Raw genomic sequence first — 20,281 nt, forward strand, 5'->3', positions numbered from 1 at the left:
CACGCGCTCGGCCGGGTGAGGGGGCGCGCTCCGGCCGGATCACCCGGCGTCGGTGTCGTCGTCACGGAGGAGCAGGTCCAGCAGGCCGGGAAAACGGGCGTCGAACTCCTCGCGGCGCAGGCGGTTGACGCGCTTGGGCCCCTCGTCCCGCTGTTCGACCAGACCGGCGCCGCGCAGTACCGAGAAGTGGTGGCTGAGCGCGGCCTTGCCGACGGGCACATCGAAGCTGCCGCAGCTGCGCGTCCAGTCGGCGGAGCCCGCCAACTCGCGGATCAGCTGGATGCGTACGGGATCGGCGACCGCCGACAGCGCGGCCAGGACGGGCACCTCCTCGGGATCGGTGTGCACCGGTGCCGCGCGGTGACTTCCGCCCGCAGCCTGGTTCGGCATGCCCCTCCCCTCGCCTCGCGCGTCCCCTCCGGGGCTTCGCGCGGATTGCCCCGGCCACTTGCCGAGTGTTCGATGGATATCTTACAGTCCGAGTGTTCGCTTTTCATTGAACACCCCCGAACCACTACGTCGAAGGGTGCGCCGAGTCATGCGCGCAGTCGAGTTCCAGGAGTACGGCGCCCCCGAGGTGCTGAAGGTCGTGGAGGCCGAGACCCCCGAGCCCGGGCCGGGTCAGGTGACCATCGACGCCGTCTATGCCGGCGTGAACTTCGCCGACCTCAAGGCGCGGGCAGAGGGGTACCGGGTGGAGTCGCTGCCCTACCGTCCGGGGCTGGAGGTCTCCGGACGGGTCCGGGCCGTCGGTGACGGTGTCGAGGGTCTGCGCCCGGGGCAGGAGGTCGCGGCCCTGGTCGGCGGCGGCGCGTACGCGGAGGTGGTCGTCGCCGACGCCGTCACCGTCTTCCCGCTCCCCGAGGGCCTGGATCTGCGGACCTCCGCCACACTGCCCACGGTGGTGCCGACCGCGCACGCCCTGCTCCACGAGGTGGGGCGGCTGCGGGCCGGGGAGACCGTGCTGGTGCACGGCGCGGCGGGCGGTATCGGCACGGTGGCCGGGCAGTTGGCGCGGGCGGCGGGTGCCAGCGCGGTGTACGGCGTGGTGTCCTCCGCGGCCAAGGCCGAGCACGCGCTCAAGCACGGCTACGACGAGGTGTTCACCACCGACACGTTCGCCGACGACGTCCGCCGGGTCACCGGCGGCAGGGGCGTCGACTTGGTGCTCGACCCGGTGGGCGGCGACACCCTGCAGCGCGGCCTCGACACACTGGCCGTCTTCGGGCGCCTGGTGTCCTTCGGCAACGCGAGCGGGTCCGAGCCGTGGCACGTCGGCCAGCCCGAACTCTACGCGCGGGGCCGTTCGGTCGGCGGCTTCTCCGTCCTGAGCCTCGCGCAGTCCGCGCCCGAGGCGCTGCGCGCCCTCGCCGAGCGCGCCTTCCGCACGGTCGCCGACGGCACGGTGAACCTTCCTGTCACCGCGGAGTTCGCGCTGTCGGAGGCGGCCGAGGCCCATCGGCTGATGGGCGGGCGTACGTCGACGGGCAAGCTGCTGCTGCGGATCTCCGGCTGAGGGCGGCCGGGACCCGCACGCCGCACGCTCGGTCAGTGCGACTCGCGGCTCACCTCGGAGCCGCTGGAGCCGAGGAGGAAGTCGAGGTCCGCGCCGGTGTCGGCCTGGAGGACGTGGTCGACGTAGAGGCGTTCCCAGCCGCGCCGGGGGGCGGCGAAGCCGTCGACGGTGGCCTGGTTCGGCTTCCGGCGGGCGAGTTCGTCGTCCGGTACGTCGACGTCGATGCGGCGGGCCTCGACGTCGAGGGTGATGAGGTCGCCGGTCCGTACGAGGGCGAGGGGGCCGCCGGCCGCGGCCTCCGGGGCCACGTGCAGGACGACCGTGCCGTACGCCGTGCCGCTCATGCGGCCGTCGCAGACGCGGACCATGTCGCGGACGCCCTGTTCGAGGAGCTTCTTCGGCAGGGGCATGTTGGCGACCTCGGGCATGCCCGGGTAGCCCTTGGGGCCGCAGCCGCGCAGAACTAGGACGGAGTCGGCGTCCACGTCCAGGTCCGGGTCGTCGACACGGGCGTGGAAGTCCTCGACGGAGTCGAAGACGACGGCCCGGCCCCGATGGCGCAGCAGGTGCGGGGAGGCGGCGGCCGGTTTGACGAGCGCGCCGTCGGGGGCGAGGTTGCCGCGCAGGACGGCGATGCCGCCCTCGGCGACCAGTGGCTCGGCGCGGGTGCGGATGACCTCGCCGTCCCAGATCGGGGCGTCGTCGAGGGAGTCGACGAGCGGCTCGCCGGTGACGGTCAGGGCGTCGGGGTCGAGCAGGTCGCGTACTTCGCGCAGGACGGCGAGCAGTCCACCGGCGCGGTGGAAGTCCTCCATGAGGAAGCGGCCGGCCGGCTGGAGGTCCACCAGGACCGGTACCCGGGAGCCGACGCGGTCGAAGTCGTCGAGGGACAGGTCGACGCCCAGGCGGCCCGCGATCGCGAGCAGGTGGACGACGGCGTTGGTGGAACCGCCGACGGCGGCCAGCGCGACGATCGCGTTGTGGAAGGAGGCCTTGGTGAGGAAGGTTCCCGGCCGTCGGTCGGCGCCCACCATGTCCACCGCCAGCCGGCCCGTGTGGTGCGCGGCCTCCAGCAGCCGGCTGTCGGGGGCGGGGGTTCCGGCCGTACCGGGGACGATCGTGCCCAGGGCCTCGGCGACCAGCGCCATCGTCGACGCCGTACCCATCGTGTTGCAGTGGCCGCGGCTGCGGATCATCGCCGACTCGGAGCGGGTGAACTGCTCCTGGGAGAGCGTGCCCGCCCGGACCTCCTCCGACAGGCGCCACACGTCGGTGCCGCAGCCCAGCGGTGTGCCTCTGAAGGTGCCGGTGAGCATCGGGCCGCCGGGCATGACGACGGCGGGCAGGTCCACCGAGGCGGCGGCCATGAGCAGCGACGGGATCGTCTTGTCGCAGCCGCCGAGCAGGACGACGCCGTCGATGGGGTTGGCCCGCAGCATCTCCTCCGTGGCCATGGCCGCCATGTTCCGCCACAGCATCGCGGTGGGCCGCACCTGTGTCTCGCCGAGGGACACCACGGGCAGGTCCAGGGGGATTCCCCCGGCCTCGTACACGCCGTTTCGGACCGAGGCCGCGACCTCGTCGAGATGCGCGTTGCAAGGGGTCAGGTCCGAGGCGGTGTTGGCGATGGCGATCTGCGGCCGGCCGGTGAAGGCGTCGCCCGGCGCGCCCCGCCGCATCCACGCCCGGTGGATATAGGCGTTGCGGTCCTGACCCGCGTACCACTGATCGCTGCGGAGCTTCCCCATCGACAGCTCTTTCCAGTAGTCGGTACAGCGGTCTACAGTCTGGAACGCCATGGAGCATACGCAGACGTACGACGGTTCGACAGCCCCCGGCGAGGCCGGTCCGAGCGGCGCCGACGGCAACCGTCTCGTGGGGTCGGACCGAGTGCTCGCGGTCCTCAAGGAGCTGGCCCGGTATCCCGACGGGGTGGGGCTGGAGGAGCTGACCCGGGCGATCGGCAGTCCCAAGCCGACCGTGCACCGGGCGCTCGGTGCCCTGCGGCGGGCCGGTCTCGCCGACCAGGACGCCCGCGGCCGCTACGGGCTCGGTGACGAGTTCCTGCGGATGGCGTTCGCCCACCACGAGGTCCGGCCCGAGCACGTCCGCGTCCGTCCCGTGCTGGAGGCGCTGGCGCACCGGTTCGGCGAGACGGCGCACTACGCGGTGCTCGACGGCCGTGAGGTCGTCTACCGCGCCAAGGTCGACCCGCCCGCCGGCGCGGTCCGGCTGACGTCGACGATCGGCGGGCGGAACCCCGCCCACACGACCGCCGTCGGAAAACTGCTGCTCGCCCGGGAGTTGAGCGCCCTGGAGGAGGCCGAGGCCTGGATCGGCGGTTCACCCCTGGAGCGTCGCACGCCACGGACGCTGTGCACGGCGGCCGAGCTGTGGCGCGAGCTGGTGGCCACCCGCGAACGGGGCTACGGCGTCGACGACCAGGAGAACGAGACCGGGGTCAACTGCCTCGCCCTGCCCCTGTATCTCACCTCGCCGACCGCTCCCTCCGGTGCCGTGAGCGTCAGCGCGCTGGCCTACCGGACGCCGCTCGCCGCCCTCGTCGACGCCCTCGAGGAGATCCGCGCCCTCCTCGGTCCGCTGGGCGAGCCGCACCGCTGATCCCCGCCCGCTCCCAAGTCACCCAACCTGGAGACAGACCCGTGTACCTCATGCGCATCGGTGCCCCCGGCGCCGAGAAGCCCGTCGCCCGTATCGACGACGAGACCTATGTCGACCTCTCCGACGTCGTCACGGACTTCGACGAGGCGTTCTTCGGATCGGAGGGGCTCGAGCGCGTCCGTCCCCTCGTGGCCGAGCGGGCCGAGGCGGGGCAGGTGTCCCGCTTCGCCGGGGAACGTGTCGGCGCCCCCATCGCGCGCCCGCACCAGATCCTGTGCATCGGCCTCAACTACCGCGACCACGCTGCCGAGAGCGGCATGGCCGTGCCGGACGAGCCGATCCTGTTCACCAAGTCCCCCAACACGCTCATCGGCCCGAACGACGACGTACGCATCCCGCGCGGCTCCACCAGGACCGACTGGGAGGTGGAGCTGGGCATCGTGATCGGCAGGCGCACGAGCTATCTGGACTCGGTGGAGGAGGCGCGTGCCGCCATCGCCGGGTATGTCGTCGTCAACGACGTCAGCGAGCGCGCCTTCCAGTTGGAGCGGGGCGGGCAGTGGGCCAAGGGCAAGTCCGCCGAGACGTTCAACCCCGCCGGGCCCTGGCTCGCCACCACCGACGAGATCGACGACGTGATCGCGCTGGACATGTGGCTGGACGTCAACGGGGTGCGCCGGCAGACCGGCAGCACCAAGACGATGATCTTCGACCCGTACTTCATCGTGCACTACCTCAGCCAGTTCCTCGTCCTGGAGCCCGGCGACCTGATCAACACGGGCACCCCGCCCGGCGTCGGCATGGGCCTCACCCCGCCCGTGTATCTCCAGCCGGGCGATGTGATGGAGCTGGGCATCAAGCACCTCGGCAGCCAGCGCCAGCACGTGCTCGGGCCCCGGTGAGCGGTCGCCTCATGCGCGCGTTCGTCCTGACCGCCCCCGGCGCGTACGAGGTCCAGGACCTCCCGGCGCCGGTGGCGGGCCCCGGTGAGGTCGTCGTGGACGTGGAGCGGGTCGGGGTGTGCGGCACCGACGTGGAGTTCTTCACCGGCGCGATGGCCTATCTGCACCAGGGGCACTCCTCCTACCCGATGCGGCTCGGCCACGAGTGGGCCGGGCGGGTGGCGGCGGTCGGTGACGGCGTCGACCCCGGCTGGCTCGGCCGCCGGGTCATGGGCGACACGATGCTGGGCTGTGGCCGGTGCCGCCGCTGTCTCCGGGGCCATCAGCACGTGTGCGAGGTACGCCGGGAGGTCGGCATACGCGGGGGCCGGGCCGGTGCCCTCGCCGAGCAACTCGCGGTACCGGCCTCCTCGTTGCACGCTCTGCCCGACTCCGTCGACGCCGTGCTCGGCGCCCTCGTCGAGCCGGGCGGCAACGCCCTGCGCGCCGCGCAGGCCACCGAGCCACGCCCCGGGGACCGTGCCCTGGTGCTGGGCCCGGGGACGATCGGGCTGCTGGTCGCGATGTTCCTGCGTGCCGCCGGTGCGGAGGTCCATCTACTGGGCGCCACGGACAGCTCCCTCGCCTTCGCCCGCGAACTGGGCTTCGCGCACGTGTGGACGGAGGCTGCCGTCCCGGACCTGCCCTTCGACGCCGTCGTGGACGCCACGAACGCCGCCCGGCTGCCGGAGCGGGCCCTTGCGTCGGTGGAGCCGGGTGGCCGTGTCGTCTACATCGGGCTGGCCGGCGAGCCCAGCAGGATCGACACCCGCGCGCTCGTCCTCAAGGACGTGACGGCGGTGGGCGTCCTGTCCGCCTCCCCCGGCCTCGACGCCACCGTCCGCGCGTACGCCGACGGGTCGGTCGATCCCCGGCCGCTCGTCGCCGCCACCGTGGGCCTCGACGAGGTGGGCCCCGTGCTCGCCGGCGAGCGCCCGGACGGCGCCGGGCCCGGCCCCAAGATCCACGTCGACCCCCGGCTCATACGCTGACGGTCGGTCGGGCGGCGTGTCGGACGACGGCCCGGAGCAGGTCGTCGACGTCCTCCGGCGTGGTCGCGAACGACGTCACGAAGCGGACGACGCCCGGCTCCCAGCGGTCGTGGTAGAAGGCGTACCCGTCGGCCAGGAGGCCTTCGGTGACCTGCTGGGGCAGGCGGCAGAAGAGGATGTTGACGTCGGTCGCGCCGAGCAGGCCGACCTCGGGTATCGCCTTCAGCCCCTCCTGGAGCCGGGCGGCCATGGCATTGGCGTGGGACGCGTTGCGCAGCCACAGGTCGTCGGTGAGATAGGCGTCGAGCTGGGCGGCCTGGAACCGCATCTTGGCGGCGAGCTGGCCCGCGCGCTTGGCGCGGAAGGAGAGTTCCGGGGTGAGGGAGCGGTCGAAGACGACGATCGCGTCGGCGGTCATCGTGCCGTTCTTGGTGGCGCCGAAGGACAGCAGGTCGACTCCGGCCCGCCAGGTCAGCTCGGCGGGAGTGCGGCCCAGGGAGGCGACGGCGCCGGCGAACCGGGCACCGTCCATGTGCAGCCGCAGCCCCGCCTCCTCGGTGATCCCGCCCAGGGTGCCGAGCTCGTCGAGGCTGTAGACAGCCCCGGTCTCCGTGGCCTGGGTGACGCCGACCACCGAGGGTTCCACGCTGTGCACGTCCCCGGCCTTGTGCCGTACGGCCGCCCGCAGTTCACGGGGGTCGATCTTGGCGTCGTCGCCGCCGAGCGGGACGAGCTTGGCGCCCGCGGTGTAGAACTCGGGCGCCCCGCACTCGTCGTTGTTGATGTGGCTGTCGCGGTGGCACAGCACGCTGCCCCAGGGCGGGGTCAGCGCGGCCAGGCTCAGCGCGTTCGCGGCGGACCCCGTGGAGACGAGCAGTACGTCGACCTCGCGCTCGAAGAGGTCGCTCAGGCGGCGCCGGACCGCTGCCGTGCTGTCGTCGGCACCGTAGGGCAGGGCCGGGCCGGAGGCGGCCCGAGCCATGGCCTCGATGATCTCCGGGGAGGTGCCGGCGACGTTGTCGCTGCTGAAGACGCGTGCCGTTGCGGAACTCGTGGTGTTCATGGTCGGAATCCTTGAGCTAGGCGGTGGGCCCGGCCGGGTCGGCCGCGTGGATGAGCTGGCGCAGGGCGCCGTAGTAGATCTCGTGGTCGGTCACGGCGGGCACGATCGCGGCCAGGTGGCCGGTCAGCACGGGGAACGTGTCCGGGTCGAGCGCGGCGAGCGCGGTACGGGTCGCCGCCCGGGCCGGTTTCGGGTCCCGGTGGTCGACGAAGCTCGCGCTGCCGAGGGTGAGCAGGTACATCCGTCGGTACGCGGCGATCGCCTCCTGGGGGCTCATCCCTGCCGCGAGGCTGTCGGCGAGCTGCGGCTCGACCAGCCGGGCCAGCAGGTTCGGGCCCAGCCAGGGGCGCGTCCCGCGCAGGGTCGGCAGGCCCGGGTGGGCGACGAGGAGCCGGTACAGGGCGGTGAACCGCGCCTCGGTGGCCGTCGCCCAGTCCGCGCCCGGCTCGGCATCGGGCAGCCGGGCGGCCAGGTGGTCGAGGCACAGATCCAGCAGACCGGCCAGATCCGTGCACCGGCGCTGCAGGGAGGCCAGCGAGATACCGAGCCGCGCGGCCAGCGCCCGGAAGGTCAACGCCTCGGGTCCGCCCTCATCGACCAGGGTGAGGGCGGTCTCGGCGATGCGGTCCGGGGTCGCGCGGTCCAGGGAAGGGGAGTGGCGGGGCATGCGGGTCATCGTACGGTACGGCGTATCGGTAGACCACCGTCATGCTCGACGACGTGTGCCGCGACGCTGGGTCCGTCCCCGGCGCCGTCGGCAGGGTGCGGCGCTCGGCTAGGGCGTGTTTCGAAAGTGGCGTCGTCCGCCCGGAGGGCGGGGCCCGCGGCGTCTGGTGCGGTGCGTCGCAAGGCGGAGGGTCGTCCGCGTACTGGGTGTACGCGGACGATCCCGACAACGCGGCGAGGTGCCGTGCCAGGCGTCGCGGGGCAGACGGGACGTTCGAAACACGCCCTAGGGCCGTTTGGGCGCGGAACCGGGCATCACCGGGCTCGCTCGCGACGGTCGGCCCAGACTCGCCCCGGGCCCACGCACGCCCCCGAGCAGGCCGTTTCGGCGGGGCGCCTCTCGGCCCCGGGCGGGCGCGGCATAACGTACGGGGAGATCATCACCTGCCCGGGAGTTCCCATGACCGGTAGCCGCCGACCCCGTCGGACGAGACCCGCCGAGGCCTTCGAGACCATCGAGCCCCCGGGCGACGCCGAAGTGGTCATCGCCGTGGTGTCGGTGACGTTCCTGATGGAGATCCTCGGGGTCCTCTCCGGGTCCGAGGTGTGGCTGCTCGGGCTCCTGGTGTTCCTGCCGGGGGCGGCGTCGGCGCTCGGCACCGTCCGGCAGACGCGCTTCGTCGCCGCGTGGACCACGCTCGTCGTCACCGTCACCGTGGTGCTGCGGAACGTCGACGACGGCCACTGGCTCGACCGTCTGCTCCTGGTCCTGTTCACCCTGGCCCTGGCCGTGACCTCCGTCTACGCCTGCCACCGGCGCGTCAGACGCGAGCACGAGATGCTGCGGCTGCGCTCCACCGCCGTGGCGATGCAGCGGCACATCCTGCACCCGCTCCCCCTCGTCACCGACGACGTCCTGGTCAACGGCGTCTACGAACCCCTGCACGAGGACCGGCTGGTCGGCGGCGACATCTACGACGTGGTCGCCTCGCCCTGGGGAACCCGGGTGCTGATCGGCGACGTACAGGGCAAGGGTCTGGCTGCCGTGGGCACCGCGTTCGCCGTCATCGGGGCCTTCCGCGAGGCGGCCTACCGGGAGCCGACGCTCACCGCGCTCGTCGACGCCCTGGACGCCGCCGTCGTCCGCCACAACTCCTACGCCGAACACACCGGCGACGACGAACGCTTCGTCACCGCCCTCGTCATCGGCGTCGACGCCGGCGCCGAGGCACAGGCCGTCAACTGCGGACACGTCCTGCCCCAGGTGCTGCACCAGGGCGCCGTCACCACGCCGCAACTGGACTCCGGTGTCCCGCTGGGGCTGGCCGAACTCGCCGTCGAACCGACGATCGTCGGCTGGTTCCCGTTCCCCGACGGCGCGACGGTGCTGCTGAGCACCGACGGTCTCACCGAGACCCGCGCTGTCGACGGCACGTTCTACCCGCTCGACGAGCGGGTGGCGGAACACCTCGACCTCTCCCCCACCGAACTGCCCGAGGCCCTGTACGAGGACTCCCGCGCGTTCGCCGGCCACGGCGGCCACCACGACGACGTCGCCGTCCTGACCGTCCGCCGCTCACCGGCTCACTGAGGATCAACCCGGGCCTACGGGGCGGGGTCACCGGGCGTAGTCGTAGAAGCCCCTGCCCGTCTTGCGGCCCAGCAGGCCGGCCTCGACCAGGCGTCGCAGGAACGGTGGCGGGGCGTAGTGCGGCTCCCGGAACTCCTCGTGGAGGGCTTCCGCGATGGAGGCGACCACGTCCAGTCCGATGAGGTCGGCGAGCCGCAGCGGGCCCATCGGGTGGGAGCAGCCGAGCGTCATCGCGTCGTCCACGGTCTCCGCCGAGGCGTGGCCCGACTCCACCATGCGTACCGCGGCCAGGAGGTACGGGACGAGCAGGGCGTTGACCGTGAAGCCCGCGCGGTCCGGGGACCGGATGACGCGCTTGCCGAGTACGTCCGTCAGGAACTCCTCGACCCGGACCGCGGTCTTCTCGTGGGTGAGGAGGGTGGGGACCAGCTCCACCAGCGGCAGAGCGGGCGCCGGGTTGAAGAAGTGGACACCGATCACCCGGCCGACATCGGCGGTGGCCCGGGCCAGTCTGAGTACCGACAGGGAGGAGGTGTTGGAGGCGAGGACGGCTTCGGGGTCCTGGAGCACCCGGTCCAGCCGTGCGAACAGCTCGCGTTTGGCGGACTCGTCCTCGCTGATCGACTCGATGACCAGCTGCCGGTCCGCGAGATCCGCCAGGTCGCTGGTGTACGACACCCGGGCGAGGGCGTTCTCGTGGTCCCGGTCGGTGATCCGGCCCTTGCCCAGCGCCTTGTCGAGCGATCCGGTGAGCCGTGCCCTGCCCCTGGCGAGCGATTCGGGTGAAGCCGCCGCGACCCTGACGTCGACTCCGGCGAGGGCACAGACGTGGGCGATGCCCGAGCCCATGGTGCCGCAGCCGACGACGCCGATCCTCTGGATGGTGCTCATCGCCGTGTCCCCTTCGCCGGTTCGTCCGTGTCGCGCAGCAGGTTCAGCCGGTCCTCGCCGACACGGTCCCGCATGGCCTGGTCGGTCACTCCGAGTCCCGGGCGGGGGGCCAGGCACAGCACGCCGACCTTGCCGGTGTGCCGGTTGGTCTGGACGAGCCGGGCGGCCTCGGCCGCCTCGGTGAGCGGGTGGACGGTGGAGAGGACCGGAACGAGGTGGCCGAGGCCGAACAGCCGGTTGCACTCCGCCTGTTCCTGGAGGTTCGCGGCGTGGCTGCCCACGATCCGTTTGAGGTGCATCCACAAGTACCGGTTGTCGAAGCGGTGTTGATAGCCGGTGCTCGATCCGCAGGTGACGACGGTCCCGCCGCGGCGGACGACGAAGACGGAGATGCCGAACGTGGCCTTGCCGATGTAGTCGAACACGACGTGCGGGTCCTCGCCGGTCTCGGCGCGGATGATCCTGCCGAGGCGTTTGCCTGCCTCGATGCTCGCGTCCGGGTCGTCGCCGAGATCGCCGTCCAGGCCGATGTCGGCGCGGTTGATGACGACGTCGCAGCCGAGCGCCCGCGCCCGCCGGGCCTTCTCCTCCGTGCTGACCACGCCCACGGCGATGCCGCCGCCGTTCTTGACCAGTTGGACGGCGTAGGCGCCGAGTCCGCCGGTGGCGCCCCAGATCAGCACGATGTCGCCCTGCTTGATACGGGCGCCCCGGTCACTGACCAGCATCCGGTAGGAGGTGGCGGCGCACAGCATCGTGGAGGCGGCCTCCTCCCAGGTGAGGTGGGCCGGCTTGGGGAGCAGCTGGCTGGCCCGGACCACCGCGTAGTGGGCCAGTCCGCCGAAGTTCGTCTCGAAGCCCCAGATGCGCTGCTCGGCGCCGAGCATGCCGTCGGCGTGGGTGGCGGGTTCCTGGTCGTCCACCTGGACGCAGCTGACGACGACGTGGTCGCCCACCTGCCAGCGCCGTACTCCTTCACCGGTCCGGACGACGACTCCGGCGGCGTCCGATCCGACGACGTGCTGGGGCAGGTCGTGGCGGGCGGCCGAGCCGCCCTGACGGCCCAGTTTGCGCAGGAAGTTGAAGGTCGGCACCGGTTCGAAGGTCGCCGACCAGACGGTGTTGTAGTTGATCGAGCTGGCCATCACCGCGATCAGTACTTCGTCCACGGCCAGTTCCGGCATCGGCACCGGGCCGACCCGCAGGGTGCGGCGTACGTCTCTGTCGGCGGCGTCGCCGAACACGTCCAGGTCCTCGGCATGCAGGTGGACGGCGGTGTACTCGCTGGGCAGGGGTTCCTTCGCCAGCCGTTCCGGGGGCGCGCCGGCTAGCACCGCTTCGGCCAAGGGGTCCATCAGGCTCCTCAATTGTCATCGCTGGGTGGCCCGCGGGCGGGCGCGGACGGGCCGACGGGAACGGCCGGACGCGGGACGACGGCTGCGGGAGAAAAGGGGGGAAGAGGGTGAAGGAAGGACAGCAACGCTAGGGGGGCCGTGGGGGGCTGCCAACCCTTAAAGACAGCCCCCTACCTGCGTCCCGCTAGGCCGACTCACGCCTGTCCGGGGTCACCTCCGCGGCCCGGGGCGCGGCGACCAGTGGTAGGCGTGCTCGTAGTTCGGCGACCAGTTGGCGGCCGATCAGTTCGGCGCCCGTCCGGTCCGCCTCGGTGAGGGCCTCGACGAGTCCCGCGCGGTCGTCGTCCGTCCACCCCATGGCCGAGGGACGCAGTACGTACGTCCGCTCCGGTTCCCCCGGCCGGGACGGGCGGCCGCTTCGGTCGAGGGTGTGCTGGTACCACCGGAGCAGGCAGCGCAGTGTGTCCACGCGGTGTTCGAGGCACTCCTCGGCGTCGGCGCGTTCACGGGCGTACGCCCGGACCAGGGCGTCCAGGTGGTAGCGGGAGTGGTCGTGCTCGCGCAGCAGATGGGCGTCGACGAGCACGTCGAGGACGTCCTCGGCGTTCTCCTCGGAGCAGCCCAGCAGCGCCGCCGCCGTCTCGCCGCGGACGTACGGCAGATTGCCGGCGCCGAGTCTGCGGAAGGCCCCGGCGAGGTCGATGCCGTGTACGGAACGGTCGCGCAGGGTGGCGTACGCGGCGTCCAGGCCGGTGCGCACCGACAGGTCGCCGAGGTGCAGTTCGTCGAGCAGGCTCCGCTGTTCGAGCAGGCGGTGGGCGAGGGCGCCGAGGCTGCGGCGGGGTCGTGAGCGCAGGCGGCTGCCGACGATGCGCAGGGCCAGCGGGACCCCGGCGCAGGCTTCGACGAGCCGGCGGGCGGCGGCGCGTTCGGCGTCGATGCGCGGGCGGCCGGTGAACCGTTCCAGGAGTGCCAGTGAGGCGTCCTCGTCGAACGCGTCGAGGGTGACGTCGTGCGCGCCTTCGAGGTCCGCGAGCCGGTGGCGGCTGGTGACGATCACCCGGCTGCCGCCGGTGCCGGGGACGAGCGGGCGGACCTGGGCGGCGTTCACGGCGTCGTCGAGCACGATGAGCATCCGGCGGTCGGCGACCAGGGAGCGGAAGAGAGAGGTCCGGTTGGCCATGGTCCTCGGCACCGCGACATCGGGCACGCCCAGTCCGACGAGTAACCGGGTGAGGACCTCGGCGGGTTCGGCGGGATGTGCGGTGCTGCCCTCCAGGTCCGCGAAGACCTGCCCGTCGGTGAAGTCGCCGCGCACCGAGTGGGCCGTGTGCAGGGCCAGTGCGGTCTTGCCGATTCCGCCGGCGCCGGTGATCACCACCGTCGTGGCCGGGCCCGCGGCGGGCGCCTTGTCCCGCAGCAGCCGTCCCAGCTCGGTGGTCTCGTCGGTGCGGGCGGTGAAGTCGGTGACGCCCTGGGGCAGTTGGGCGGGGGTGGGCCAGCCGGGCCAGGGCCTGCCGGGGCCGCCGTATCCGTCGGGGCGCTGCTCGGAGTCGGCCCGGTGCCGCGGCGGTTCGTCCTCGGCGCACAGGATGCGCCGCTGGACGGCCCGCAGTTCGGAGCCGGGCTCGGTGCCGAGCTGGTCGATCAGCGCGGCGCGGGTCCGCTGGAACAGGTCGAGGGCCTCCGGCTGCTGGCCGGAGCGGAACAGGGCCAGCATGAGGCGGCCGATGAGCCCTTCGTGGAGCGGGTGTTCCCGCACCATCTGCCAGAGCTCGGGCAGGATCTCGGCGTGGCGCTGCAGTTCGAGGTCGAGGTCCACGCGCCAGATACGGGTCTGCAGGTGGAGTCGCTGCAGATGGGAGGCCTCCACGTCATGGAGGGTGCGCGAGGGTACGTCCATCAGCGGATCGTGGCGCCACAGGGCGAGCGCCTTGCGGAGTTCCTCGACGGCTTCGGAGGTCCGGCCCGCCTGGACCAGCGCGTCGGCCGTCTTGCGGTGGGCGGTGAACCGGCCGAGGTCGGTCTCGTCCTCGTCCAGCTCGATCAGATAGCCGGGGGCGCGAGTGGTGATCCTCGCTCTCCCGGCCTTGCCCAGGACCTGACGCAACCTCATGACATAGGTGCGGATCGTGGCGGCGGCGCTGGGCGGCGGTGTGCCGTCCCAGACAAAGCTCGCGATGTTGTCCACCGGGACCACTCGGTTCGCGTTGAGCACGAGGGCGGCGAGAATCACGCGCTGCCTCGCGGCGGGCACCCTCAACTCGTTCCCGCCCGACCGGATGACCAGGGGACCTAGCAACAAGAACTCCATAACTGCCTCACCCCTACGAAGAACATGATGCGATTCCCGCCGATCGCGAGGTCCCCCGTGGCACGCTGCGCGCACCACACGACCGAACAGTGGGTGGAACCCTTTCCCGCGCCCGTCAGCCCTGTCCGGGGGCCGCGGCCGGCAGCACGACGGCGGCGAGGGACAACCCGTCCCGCACCAGCCAGCGGCCGGAGAGTTCGTCGAGTCTGCGAGGAGCCGGCACCAGCAGCCGGACGGCGAAGACGCCCGACGCGTGCCCCGGGCCGATTTCCCGGGGGTGGAAGGTGACAGTGGCCTCGCCGAAATCCAGTTCGCGGCCCGTGAGCGGGTACCAGACCTTGAAGACGGCTTCCTTGGCGCCGAACAGGAGCCGGTCCCACCACACGCCGGCGCCGCTGCCGGGCCCGGCGATCCAGGAGCGTTCCTCGGGCCGGGCCACGGCTTCGAGCACCCCGTCCGGCAGGGCCTGGTGGGGTTCGGCGTCGATCCCCACGGCAACGATGTCGGCCGCCCGGGCGACGGCGGCGGCCCGGTAGCCGGCGCAGTGCGTCATGCTGCCGACCAGGCCGTCCGGCCACCGCGGAGCCCCTCGGTGTCCGGGGACGACCGGGGCCGGTTCCAGGCCGAGTTGGGTGAAGGCGCTGCGGGCACAGGCCCGTACGGTGGTGTACTCCCGGCGGCGCTTGTCGACGGCGTCGCCGAGTGCCGCTTCCTCCTCCGGGTACAGGGGGACGTCGGTGCGGTCCTCCCTGGCCCAGGCGGAGGCGACGGCGGGGGGCAGCAGTTGGTCGATCATGAAGGGGTCACCGCCGGAAGGATCTGGCGCAGGACGCCTCGGGGCATACCGCGCTGCCGGTGCTCGCGGGGGTAGCCCACCGAGACCTCCTCGAAGCGGACTCCGTCGTGCCAGGTGGTGCGGGGGATGTGCAGATGCCCGTAGACCACGGCCGCGGCGTTGAACCGCAGATGCCACTTGGCGGTCTGTTCGGTTCCGCACCACTGGGCGAACTCGGGGTGGAACAGGACCCTTGTCGGGTCCCGCACCAGGGGGAAGTGGTTGACCAGAACGGTCGGCAGCTCGGGGTCGCGTTCGGCGAGCCGGCGCTCGGTCTCCGCCAGCCGGGCGTGGCACCACGCCTCGCGGCTGGGGTACGGGTCGGGGTGCAGGAGCATCTCGTCGGTGCACACCACACCGGCCTCGTAGGCCTCGGCCAGCGACTGCTCCTTGGTCGTGGCGGTGGGGGTCCGGAAGCTGTAGTCGTACAGGACGAAGAGGGGGGCGACGGTCACGGGGCCGCCCGGTCCGTCCCACACGGCGTAAGGGTCCTCCGGGGTGAGCACGCCGAGCCCGCGGCAGATGTCCACCAGGTGGCGGTAGCGCTCCTCGCCGCGCAGTTGGACGGGATCGCTCGGCGGGGTCCAGAGTTCGTGGTTTCCGGGTGCCCAGATAACAGTGTCGAATCGTTCGCGCAGTAATGTCAGCGCCCACGTGAAGTCGTCGGTAATCTCCCCGACGTCGCCGGCCACGATGAGCCAGTCGTCGTCGGACTGGGGACGCATGCCGGCCACGATCCGCCGGTTCTCCGGATAGGCCACATGTAGATCGCTGGTCGCCATGAGCCTGCCTGGTGCCTGTCCGGAAGATCTCATACAGCACTTTCTACCGGCTGCTGTCCGCACCGAGGCAGCGGATCTGGGGTGGCTCGGCAGATCTCTGGGGGTTGTAGGGGGTGGCTAGGGGTGGCCGCCGCCGGTTCGGGCTGCCTAACCTCCGTTACGTTGCCGACAGGCGCATGACCTACTCGAACAGAGGACAGGCGGACGATGGATCGCTGCGCCGAGGAACCGGACCTGTGGCTCCGGTGCTTCGTGGCCGACCCCGAGGCCCGGACACGACTGGTCTGTTTCCCGCACGCCGGCGGATCGGCGAGTGCCTTCCACGCCATGGCGGCCGCGTTGCCGCCGACGGCGGAGGTGCTGGCCGTGCAGTACCCGGGCAGACAGGACCGGCGGGCCGAGCGTTGCGTCGACAACGTACCGGAGCTGGTCGACCGGCTGGTGCCGGTCCTGACGGCGTCGGCCGACGGCCGGCCGCTGGCGTTGTTCGGGCACAGCATGGGCGCCACCCTCGCCTACGAGGTGGCGCGCCGGCTGGAGAAGGAGGGTGGGGCGAACAGCCCCGTCGCCGTGTTCCTCTCCGGGCGCCGGGCACCGCGCTTCGAGCGCAGTGAGTACATCCACCAACGTGACGACCAGGGAATTCTGCGGGAGTTGGAGCTGCTGGGCGGTTCGGCCGCCGTGGCGCTGGCCGATCCGGAGATCCTCCAGATGGTCATGCCGGCCATCCGCGGCGACTACCGCGCGGCGGAGACGTATGTGCATGTGCCCGGACCGCCGCTGCGCTGCCCGGTGGTGGCGCTGACGGGGGACGCCGACCCGCGCGCCTCCGTGCCGGAGGTCGAGGCGTGGCGCGAGTACACCGAGGGGCCGTTCGCCACGCATGTGTTCAAGGGCGGTCACTTCTTCCTCAACGATCATCCGGAGGCGGTGCACAGCACCGTCCGCGACCATCTGAGCTCGCTCCCGGTCTTCGGGGCGGGCACCTGTTAGGCCGACACGGAGGAGGCGCGATGCCCGGATCTGACCTCGGAGAACTGCTCGGTACCGTCGACCGGCTGGCGCGCTGCGTCGACTCGCTGCGGTCTGCGAGGCCGGGCGAGCCGACCGCGTTCCTCGACCTGGCCGACGACGTGGAGCGGCTGCGCGTCAATGTCTCCGCGCTCGTCGGTGAACAGGCCGGCTCGGCGCCGGCGGGCGAGCGGCCCGCCGTTCACGTGTCCGACATGCCCTACGACTCCGGCCTGTGGCACGGCGCCGACGACGAGGGCGTGGGCGGCCACCGCCCCCAGGTTTCCCCCATCCTCGGGCACGCCGGGTTCTGAGCGCGCGGACGAAGTCGAGGCGTGCCCGTGCGTGGGCACGCCCCTGGTTTGTCGTCCGGCGCTTCCGCCCCTCGGCGTCGTCCGCACACCGACTCCCACCGGGACGGAGATTCACCCATGGCTGAGCAGATCGGCATGACGCCGCGACTTCTGGAGTACGTCAGGGACACCTCGCTCCGCGAGGACGACCTTCTGCGCGAGCTGCGCGAGGTGACCGCCGAGCTACCCGCGGGCGTCGCCATGCAGGTGCCCGCCGAGGAGGGGCAGTTGCTGGCGTTCCTGGTCCGTCTCACCGGGGCGGCGTCGGTGGTGGAGATCGGCACCTTCACCGGCTACAGCACCCTGTGCATGGCCCGTGCCCTGCCGGTCGGCGGACGGCTGGTGACCTGCGACATCACCGACCGCTGGCCGTCGATCGGCGCGGAGTACTGGAAGCGGGCCGGTGTGGACCCCGTGATCGACCTGCGGGTCGGTGACGCGACGGAGACCCTGGAGAAGCTGCTCGCCGACGAGGGCCCGGGCGGCTTCGACCTGGTGTTCATCGACGCGGACAAGGCGAACTACCCGCGGTACTACGAGCTGTCCCTGGAACTGCTCAGGCCGGGCGGCCTCGTCGTGGTGGACAACACCCTCTTCTTCGGGCGGGTCGCCGACCCGGAGTTCACGGACGCCGACACGGCCGGGGTGCGTGAACTCAACGCCCGGCTGCGCGCCGACGAGCGGGTGGAGCTGAGCATGCTCACCATGGCCGACGGCATCACGCTCGCCCGGCGCAAGGACGCCTGACGGCGTGCACGACAAGGGCCTCGCCGCGCGCTCCGGCGCGGCGAGGCCCTTTGTTGTCGCGAGGTCACGCTCCGGCAGCCACCGAGGTGTCGGCGGCGGGCCGTGCGGCCAGGTCGGGGGCGATCAGGCGGATGGTCGTGGAGGAGGGCCGAGGCGTGGCAGCGAGATGCAGCCGCTCGACCTGCCCCTCCCCTTCCTCGGCCGCCGTCTCGTCGGCTCCCCCGGTCTGCGCGGGTGCCGTCGGTACGGCGTCCCGGCAGGCGCAGGGTTCCTCGTCGAAGCCCGCGAACCGGTAGGCGACCTCCATCATGCGGTTGCGGTCCGTTCTGCGGAAGTCGGCCACGAGATGGACCCCGGCCGCGGCGGCCTGGTCGACGAGCCAGCTGAGGATGACCGATCCGGCGCCGAAGGACACCACGCGGCAGGAGGTCGCGAGGAGCTTCAGGTGCCATACGGCCGGGTGCTTCTCGACCAGCATGACGCCGACGGCTCCGTGCGGTCCGAACCGGTCGGTGAGGCTGGTGACCAGGACCTCGTGGCCGGGATCCGCCAGCAGGTCGCGTAGTGCCCGGTCGGAGTAGTGCACTCCGGTGGCGTTCATCTGGCTGGTGCGCAGGGTGAGTTCCTCGACCCGGGTGATCTCCTCCTCGGTGGCCCGGCCGATGGTCATGACCAGGTCGAGGGAGCGCAGGAACTCCTCGTCCGGGCCCTCGAAGGCGGACCGTTCGCCCTCCCTGCGGAAACCGGCCTGGTACATCTCGCGACGGCGCCGGGAGTCCACCGTGCTCACGGCGGGGCTGAACTCGGGCAGGCCGGTGAGGGTGAGGGCGTCCTCGGCCGGGTAGCAGCGGACGTCCGGGAGGTGGTAGGCCACCTCGGCCCGTTCGGCGGGCTGGTCGTCGATGAAGGCGATGGTGCGGTGGGCGAAGTTCAGGCCGTCGGCGATACGCCTGACCGCCTCGGACTTGGGGCCCCAGCCGATCTCGGGCAGCACGAAGTACTCGGCGACGCCCAGCTTTTCGAGGCGTGCCCAGGCCAGGTCGTGGTCGTTGCGGCTGCAGACGGACTGCAGGATGCCGCGCGAGTCGAGTTCCACGATCGCCGCGCGGATCGCGTCGGGCAGCCGTACCTCCGTGTCCTCCAGCAGGGTGCCCTGCCAGAGGGTGTTGTCGAGGTCCCAGACGAGGCACTTCACCATGGCCGGCGCGTCGGCGCCGGTCTTGTCGCTCATGTCCGCTCCACAGTTGTCAACGCGTGTTGGGCGAGCATGAGTTCGCACATCTCGTTGCTGCCCTCGATGATCTCCATCAGCTTGGCGTCGCGGTAGGCACGGGCCACCGGGTGGCCGTCCTGGGCGCCCGCCGACGCCATGACCTGGACGGCCGATGCGGCGCCGCGGGCCGCGTGGCCGGCGCTGACGTGCTTGGCGAGGATGGTGGCGACCACCATGTCCGGGGACCCGTTGTCCCAGCAGTGGCTGGCGTGTTCGCAGGCGCGGGAGGCGACCTGTTCCGCGACGAACAGGTCGGCCAGGTGCTTGGCGACCAACTGGTGGCCGGCCAGCGGCTGCCCGAACTGGGTGCGGGACGAGGCGTGTCGGGTGGTGGCGGTGAGGCAGGCGCGCAGGATTCCGACGCATCCCCAGGCGACCGACATCCGCCCGTAGGCCAGGGCGGTGGTCACGAGCAGCGGCAGGGACAGGCCCTCGCCGCCGAGCACGCTGTCGGCGGGGAGGCGTACGGAGTCGAGGCGGACCTCGGCGTGTCCGGCGGCGCGGCATCCCAGGGGGTCGGCGACCCGGCGTACGTGGACGCCGGGAGCCCGGGCGGGCACGACCACGGCGGCGCCGCCGTCGCCCAGCCGTCCGAAGACGATGAGCAGGTCGGCGTAGTGGGCGGCGGTCATCCAGACCTTGTGGCCGTCGACCACGACGGTGTCGCCGTCGACGGTGATCCGGGTGTCGATGCCGGACAGGTCGCTGCCGGCCTGGGTCTCGCTGAAGCCGACGGCGGCCAGTTCGCCCGAGGTGAGGCGGGGCAGCAGATCGCGGCGCTGTGCCTCGCTGCCCAGCCGTTCGACGGTCCAGGCGGCCATGCCCTGGGAGGTCATGACGCTGCGCAGGGAGCTGCACAGGCTGCCGACGTGGGCGGTGAACTCACCGCCGGTGCGGCTGTCCCAGCCGAGGCCGCCGTACTCGGTGGGCACGCCGGTGCACAGCTGTCCGGAGGCGCCGAGCTTTCTCAGCAGTTCGGCGGGGAGCAGACCCGAGCGGTCCCAGTCACCGGCCCGGTCACCGACCAGGCCGGTGACCGAGGCCGTCGCCTCGGCGAGGCGGTCACTCACCGCCGTCCCCGGCGGCCGCGCGCAGCCGGCGGACCAGGGCCGCCATGCCCGTGACGGTACGGAAGTTGTCCAGTCGCAGGTCGGCGCCCCGGATCGCGATGCCGTAGGACTTCTCCAGGTGGACGACGAGTTCCATGGCGAACAGGGACGAGAGTCCGCCGGACGCGAAGAGGTCGGTGTCCGCCTCCCAGACGGTCTTGGTGCGGACCTGAAGGAAGTCGAGGAGTTCCTTCTCCACGGTCTCGGATGGCATGGTCAT

20 protein-coding genes are annotated in these 20,281 nt (G+C 72.1%); 8 read left to right on the forward strand and 12 right to left on the reverse strand.

What is annotated here, in order from left to right; translation table 11 throughout:
- Positions 1–39: 39 nt before the first annotated feature.
- Positions 40–390: an ArsR/SmtB family transcription factor gene (locus tag SGFS_RS06760; RefSeq protein ID WP_286248462.1), complete on the reverse strand. Its 351-nt coding sequence runs from the start codon at positions 388–390 to the stop codon at positions 40–42.
- A gap of 148 nt (positions 391–538) precedes the next feature.
- On the opposite strand from SGFS_RS06760, the gene SGFS_RS06765 reads away from it, so the two are divergent.
- Complete coding sequence (locus SGFS_RS06765; RefSeq protein ID WP_286248464.1) at positions 539–1,516, forward strand: quinone oxidoreductase family protein; 978 nt, start codon at positions 539–541, stop codon at positions 1,514–1,516.
- Positions 1,517–1,548: 32 nt separating this feature from the next.
- Here SGFS_RS06765 and SGFS_RS06770 read toward each other — a convergent pair whose 3' ends face one another.
- Positions 1,549–3,264, reverse strand: coding sequence for an IlvD/Edd family dehydratase (locus SGFS_RS06770; RefSeq protein WP_286248466.1), 1,716 nt, complete (start codon positions 3,262–3,264; stop codon positions 1,549–1,551).
- A gap of 49 nt (positions 3,265–3,313) precedes the next feature.
- Here SGFS_RS06770 and SGFS_RS06775 point away from each other — a divergent pair, with 49 nt between their 5' ends.
- From SGFS_RS06775 to SGFS_RS06785, 3 genes are read left to right on the forward strand one after another with little or no spacing between them, the layout of a single operon-like run.
- Positions 3,314–4,138, forward strand: a complete 825-nt coding sequence (locus SGFS_RS06775) for an IclR family transcriptional regulator (protein ID WP_286248467.1) — start codon at positions 3,314–3,316, stop codon at positions 4,136–4,138.
- A gap of 41 nt (positions 4,139–4,179) precedes the next feature.
- Positions 4,180–5,040, forward strand: a complete 861-nt coding sequence (locus SGFS_RS06780) for a fumarylacetoacetate hydrolase family protein (RefSeq protein ID WP_286248468.1) — start codon at positions 4,180–4,182, stop codon at positions 5,038–5,040.
- 11 nt (positions 5,041–5,051) lie between these two features.
- Complete coding sequence (locus SGFS_RS06785; protein WP_286248469.1) at positions 5,052–6,071, forward strand: zinc-dependent alcohol dehydrogenase; 1,020 nt, start codon at positions 5,052–5,054, stop codon at positions 6,069–6,071.
- On the opposite strand, the gene SGFS_RS06790 is transcribed toward SGFS_RS06785, so the two are convergent.
- Both SGFS_RS06790 and SGFS_RS06795 read right to left on the reverse strand, forming a co-directional pair.
- Positions 6,061–7,134, reverse strand: coding sequence for a threonine aldolase family protein (locus SGFS_RS06790; RefSeq protein WP_286248471.1), 1,074 nt, complete (start codon positions 7,132–7,134; stop codon positions 6,061–6,063). The genes SGFS_RS06785 and SGFS_RS06790 overlap by 11 nt on opposite strands.
- A gap of 16 nt (positions 7,135–7,150) precedes the next feature.
- A complete protein-coding gene (locus SGFS_RS06795) occupies positions 7,151–7,801 on the reverse strand; it encodes a TetR/AcrR family transcriptional regulator (RefSeq protein WP_286248473.1) in 651 nt (216 codons plus the stop codon).
- Positions 7,802–8,260: 459 nt separating this feature from the next.
- Here SGFS_RS06795 and SGFS_RS06800 point away from each other — a divergent pair, with 459 nt between their 5' ends.
- A complete protein-coding gene (locus SGFS_RS06800; RefSeq protein ID WP_286248474.1) occupies positions 8,261–9,391 on the forward strand; it encodes a PP2C family protein-serine/threonine phosphatase in 1,131 nt (376 codons plus the stop codon).
- Between the two features lie 27 nt (positions 9,392–9,418).
- Here the strand turns inward: SGFS_RS06800 and SGFS_RS06805 are convergent, their stop codons facing one another.
- The 5 genes from SGFS_RS06805 to SGFS_RS06825 all read right to left on the reverse strand — a co-directional run bounded on the left by SGFS_RS06805 (position 9,419) and on the right by SGFS_RS06825 (position 15,601).
- Positions 9,419–10,282, reverse strand: coding sequence for a 3-hydroxybutyryl-CoA dehydrogenase (locus tag SGFS_RS06805; RefSeq protein WP_286248476.1), 864 nt, complete (start codon positions 10,280–10,282; stop codon positions 9,419–9,421).
- Positions 10,279–11,637, reverse strand: a complete 1,359-nt coding sequence (ccrA, locus tag SGFS_RS06810; RefSeq protein WP_286248478.1) for a crotonyl-CoA carboxylase/reductase — start codon at positions 11,635–11,637, stop codon at positions 10,279–10,281. The genes SGFS_RS06805 and ccrA overlap by 4 nt, the downstream gene beginning before the upstream one ends.
- Before the next feature lie 184 nt (positions 11,638–11,821).
- Positions 11,822–13,894, reverse strand: coding sequence for an AfsR/SARP family transcriptional regulator (locus SGFS_RS06815; protein WP_350283983.1), 2,073 nt, complete (start codon positions 13,892–13,894; stop codon positions 11,822–11,824).
- A 172-nt stretch (positions 13,895–14,066) separates the two neighbouring features.
- The gene (locus SGFS_RS06820; RefSeq protein WP_286248481.1) at positions 14,067–14,747 is read right to left on the reverse strand and encodes a 4'-phosphopantetheinyl transferase family protein; all 681 of its coding nucleotides are present in this window, start codon (positions 14,745–14,747) and stop codon (positions 14,067–14,069) included.
- Complete coding sequence (locus tag SGFS_RS06825; RefSeq protein WP_286248483.1) at positions 14,744–15,601, reverse strand: metallophosphoesterase family protein; 858 nt, start codon at positions 15,599–15,601, stop codon at positions 14,744–14,746. Before SGFS_RS06825 ends, SGFS_RS06820 begins: the two co-directional genes overlap by 4 nt.
- A 174-nt stretch (positions 15,602–15,775) precedes the next feature.
- On the opposite strand from SGFS_RS06825, the gene SGFS_RS06830 reads away from it, so the two are divergent.
- From SGFS_RS06830 to SGFS_RS06840, 3 genes are all read left to right on the forward strand, one after another.
- Positions 15,776–16,561, forward strand: a complete 786-nt coding sequence (locus tag SGFS_RS06830; RefSeq protein WP_286248486.1) for a thioesterase II family protein — start codon at positions 15,776–15,778, stop codon at positions 16,559–16,561.
- A gap of 20 nt (positions 16,562–16,581) precedes the next feature.
- The gene (locus SGFS_RS06835) at positions 16,582–16,893 is read left to right on the forward strand and encodes a hypothetical protein (RefSeq protein WP_286248487.1); all 312 of its coding nucleotides are present in this window, start codon (positions 16,582–16,584) and stop codon (positions 16,891–16,893) included.
- Between the two features lie 117 nt (positions 16,894–17,010).
- The gene (locus tag SGFS_RS06840; RefSeq protein ID WP_286248489.1) at positions 17,011–17,679 is read left to right on the forward strand and encodes an O-methyltransferase; all 669 of its coding nucleotides are present in this window, start codon (positions 17,011–17,013) and stop codon (positions 17,677–17,679) included.
- Positions 17,680–17,743: 64 nt separating this feature from the next.
- Here SGFS_RS06840 and SGFS_RS06845 read toward each other — a convergent pair whose 3' ends face one another.
- The 3 genes from SGFS_RS06845 to SGFS_RS06855 are packed head-to-tail and all read right to left on the reverse strand — an operon-like array spanning position 17,744 to position 20,281.
- Positions 17,744–18,910: an HAD-IIIC family phosphatase gene (locus SGFS_RS06845; protein WP_286248490.1), complete on the reverse strand. Its 1,167-nt coding sequence runs from the start codon at positions 18,908–18,910 to the stop codon at positions 17,744–17,746.
- Complete coding sequence (locus tag SGFS_RS06850; protein WP_286248491.1) at positions 18,907–20,022, reverse strand: acyl-CoA dehydrogenase family protein; 1,116 nt, start codon at positions 20,020–20,022, stop codon at positions 18,907–18,909. Before SGFS_RS06850 ends, SGFS_RS06845 begins: the two co-directional genes overlap by 4 nt.
- Positions 20,015–20,281, reverse strand: coding sequence for an acyl carrier protein (locus SGFS_RS06855; protein WP_286248492.1), 267 nt, complete (start codon positions 20,279–20,281; stop codon positions 20,015–20,017). Before SGFS_RS06855 ends, SGFS_RS06850 begins: the two co-directional genes overlap by 8 nt.

Origin of the sequence: Streptomyces graminofaciens, assembly GCF_030294945.1 — a bacterium.
GTDB classification, from domain to species: Bacteria; Actinomycetota; Actinomycetes; order Streptomycetales; family Streptomycetaceae; genus Streptomyces; species Streptomyces graminofaciens.

What these genes read in the sequence shown, in the direction of transcription:
- SGFS_RS06760 (WP_286248462.1), bottom strand. Translation starts at nt 390, where the DNA reads ATGCCGAACCAGGCTGCGGGCGGAAGTCACCGCGCGGCACCGGTGCAC.
- SGFS_RS06765 (WP_286248464.1), top strand. Translation starts at nt 539, where the DNA reads ATGCGCGCAGTCGAGTTCCAGGAGTACGGCGCCCCCGAGGTGCTGAAG.
- SGFS_RS06770 (WP_286248466.1), bottom strand. Translation starts at nt 3,264, where the DNA reads ATGGGGAAGCTCCGCAGCGATCAGTGGTACGCGGGTCAGGACCGCAAC.
- SGFS_RS06775 (WP_286248467.1), top strand. Translation starts at nt 3,314, where the DNA reads ATGGAGCATACGCAGACGTACGACGGTTCGACAGCCCCCGGCGAGGCC.
- SGFS_RS06785 (WP_286248469.1), top strand. Translation starts at nt 5,052, where the DNA reads ATGCGCGCGTTCGTCCTGACCGCCCCCGGCGCGTACGAGGTCCAGGAC.
- SGFS_RS06790 (WP_286248471.1), bottom strand. Translation starts at nt 7,134, where the DNA reads ATGAACACCACGAGTTCCGCAACGGCACGCGTCTTCAGCAGCGACAAC.
- SGFS_RS06795 (WP_286248473.1), bottom strand. Translation starts at nt 7,801, where the DNA reads ATGCCCCGCCACTCCCCTTCCCTGGACCGCGCGACCCCGGACCGCATC.
- SGFS_RS06800 (WP_286248474.1), top strand. Translation starts at nt 8,261, where the DNA reads ATGACCGGTAGCCGCCGACCCCGTCGGACGAGACCCGCCGAGGCCTTC.
- SGFS_RS06805 (WP_286248476.1), bottom strand. Translation starts at nt 10,282, where the DNA reads ATGAGCACCATCCAGAGGATCGGCGTCGTCGGCTGCGGCACCATGGGC.
- ccrA (WP_286248478.1), bottom strand. Translation starts at nt 11,637, where the DNA reads ATGGACCCCTTGGCCGAAGCGGTGCTAGCCGGCGCGCCCCCGGAACGG.
- SGFS_RS06820 (WP_286248481.1), bottom strand. Translation starts at nt 14,747, where the DNA reads ATGATCGACCAACTGCTGCCCCCCGCCGTCGCCTCCGCCTGGGCCAGG.
- SGFS_RS06825 (WP_286248483.1), bottom strand. Translation starts at nt 15,601, where the DNA reads ATGAGATCTTCCGGACAGGCACCAGGCAGGCTCATGGCGACCAGCGAT.
- SGFS_RS06830 (WP_286248486.1), top strand. Translation starts at nt 15,776, where the DNA reads ATGGATCGCTGCGCCGAGGAACCGGACCTGTGGCTCCGGTGCTTCGTG.
- SGFS_RS06835 (WP_286248487.1), top strand. Translation starts at nt 16,582, where the DNA reads ATGCCCGGATCTGACCTCGGAGAACTGCTCGGTACCGTCGACCGGCTG.
- SGFS_RS06840 (WP_286248489.1), top strand. Translation starts at nt 17,011, where the DNA reads ATGGCTGAGCAGATCGGCATGACGCCGCGACTTCTGGAGTACGTCAGG.
- SGFS_RS06845 (WP_286248490.1), bottom strand. Translation starts at nt 18,910, where the DNA reads ATGAGCGACAAGACCGGCGCCGACGCGCCGGCCATGGTGAAGTGCCTC.
- SGFS_RS06855 (WP_286248492.1), bottom strand. Translation starts at nt 20,281, where the DNA reads ATGACCATGCCATCCGAGACCGTGGAGAAGGAACTCCTCGACTTCCTT.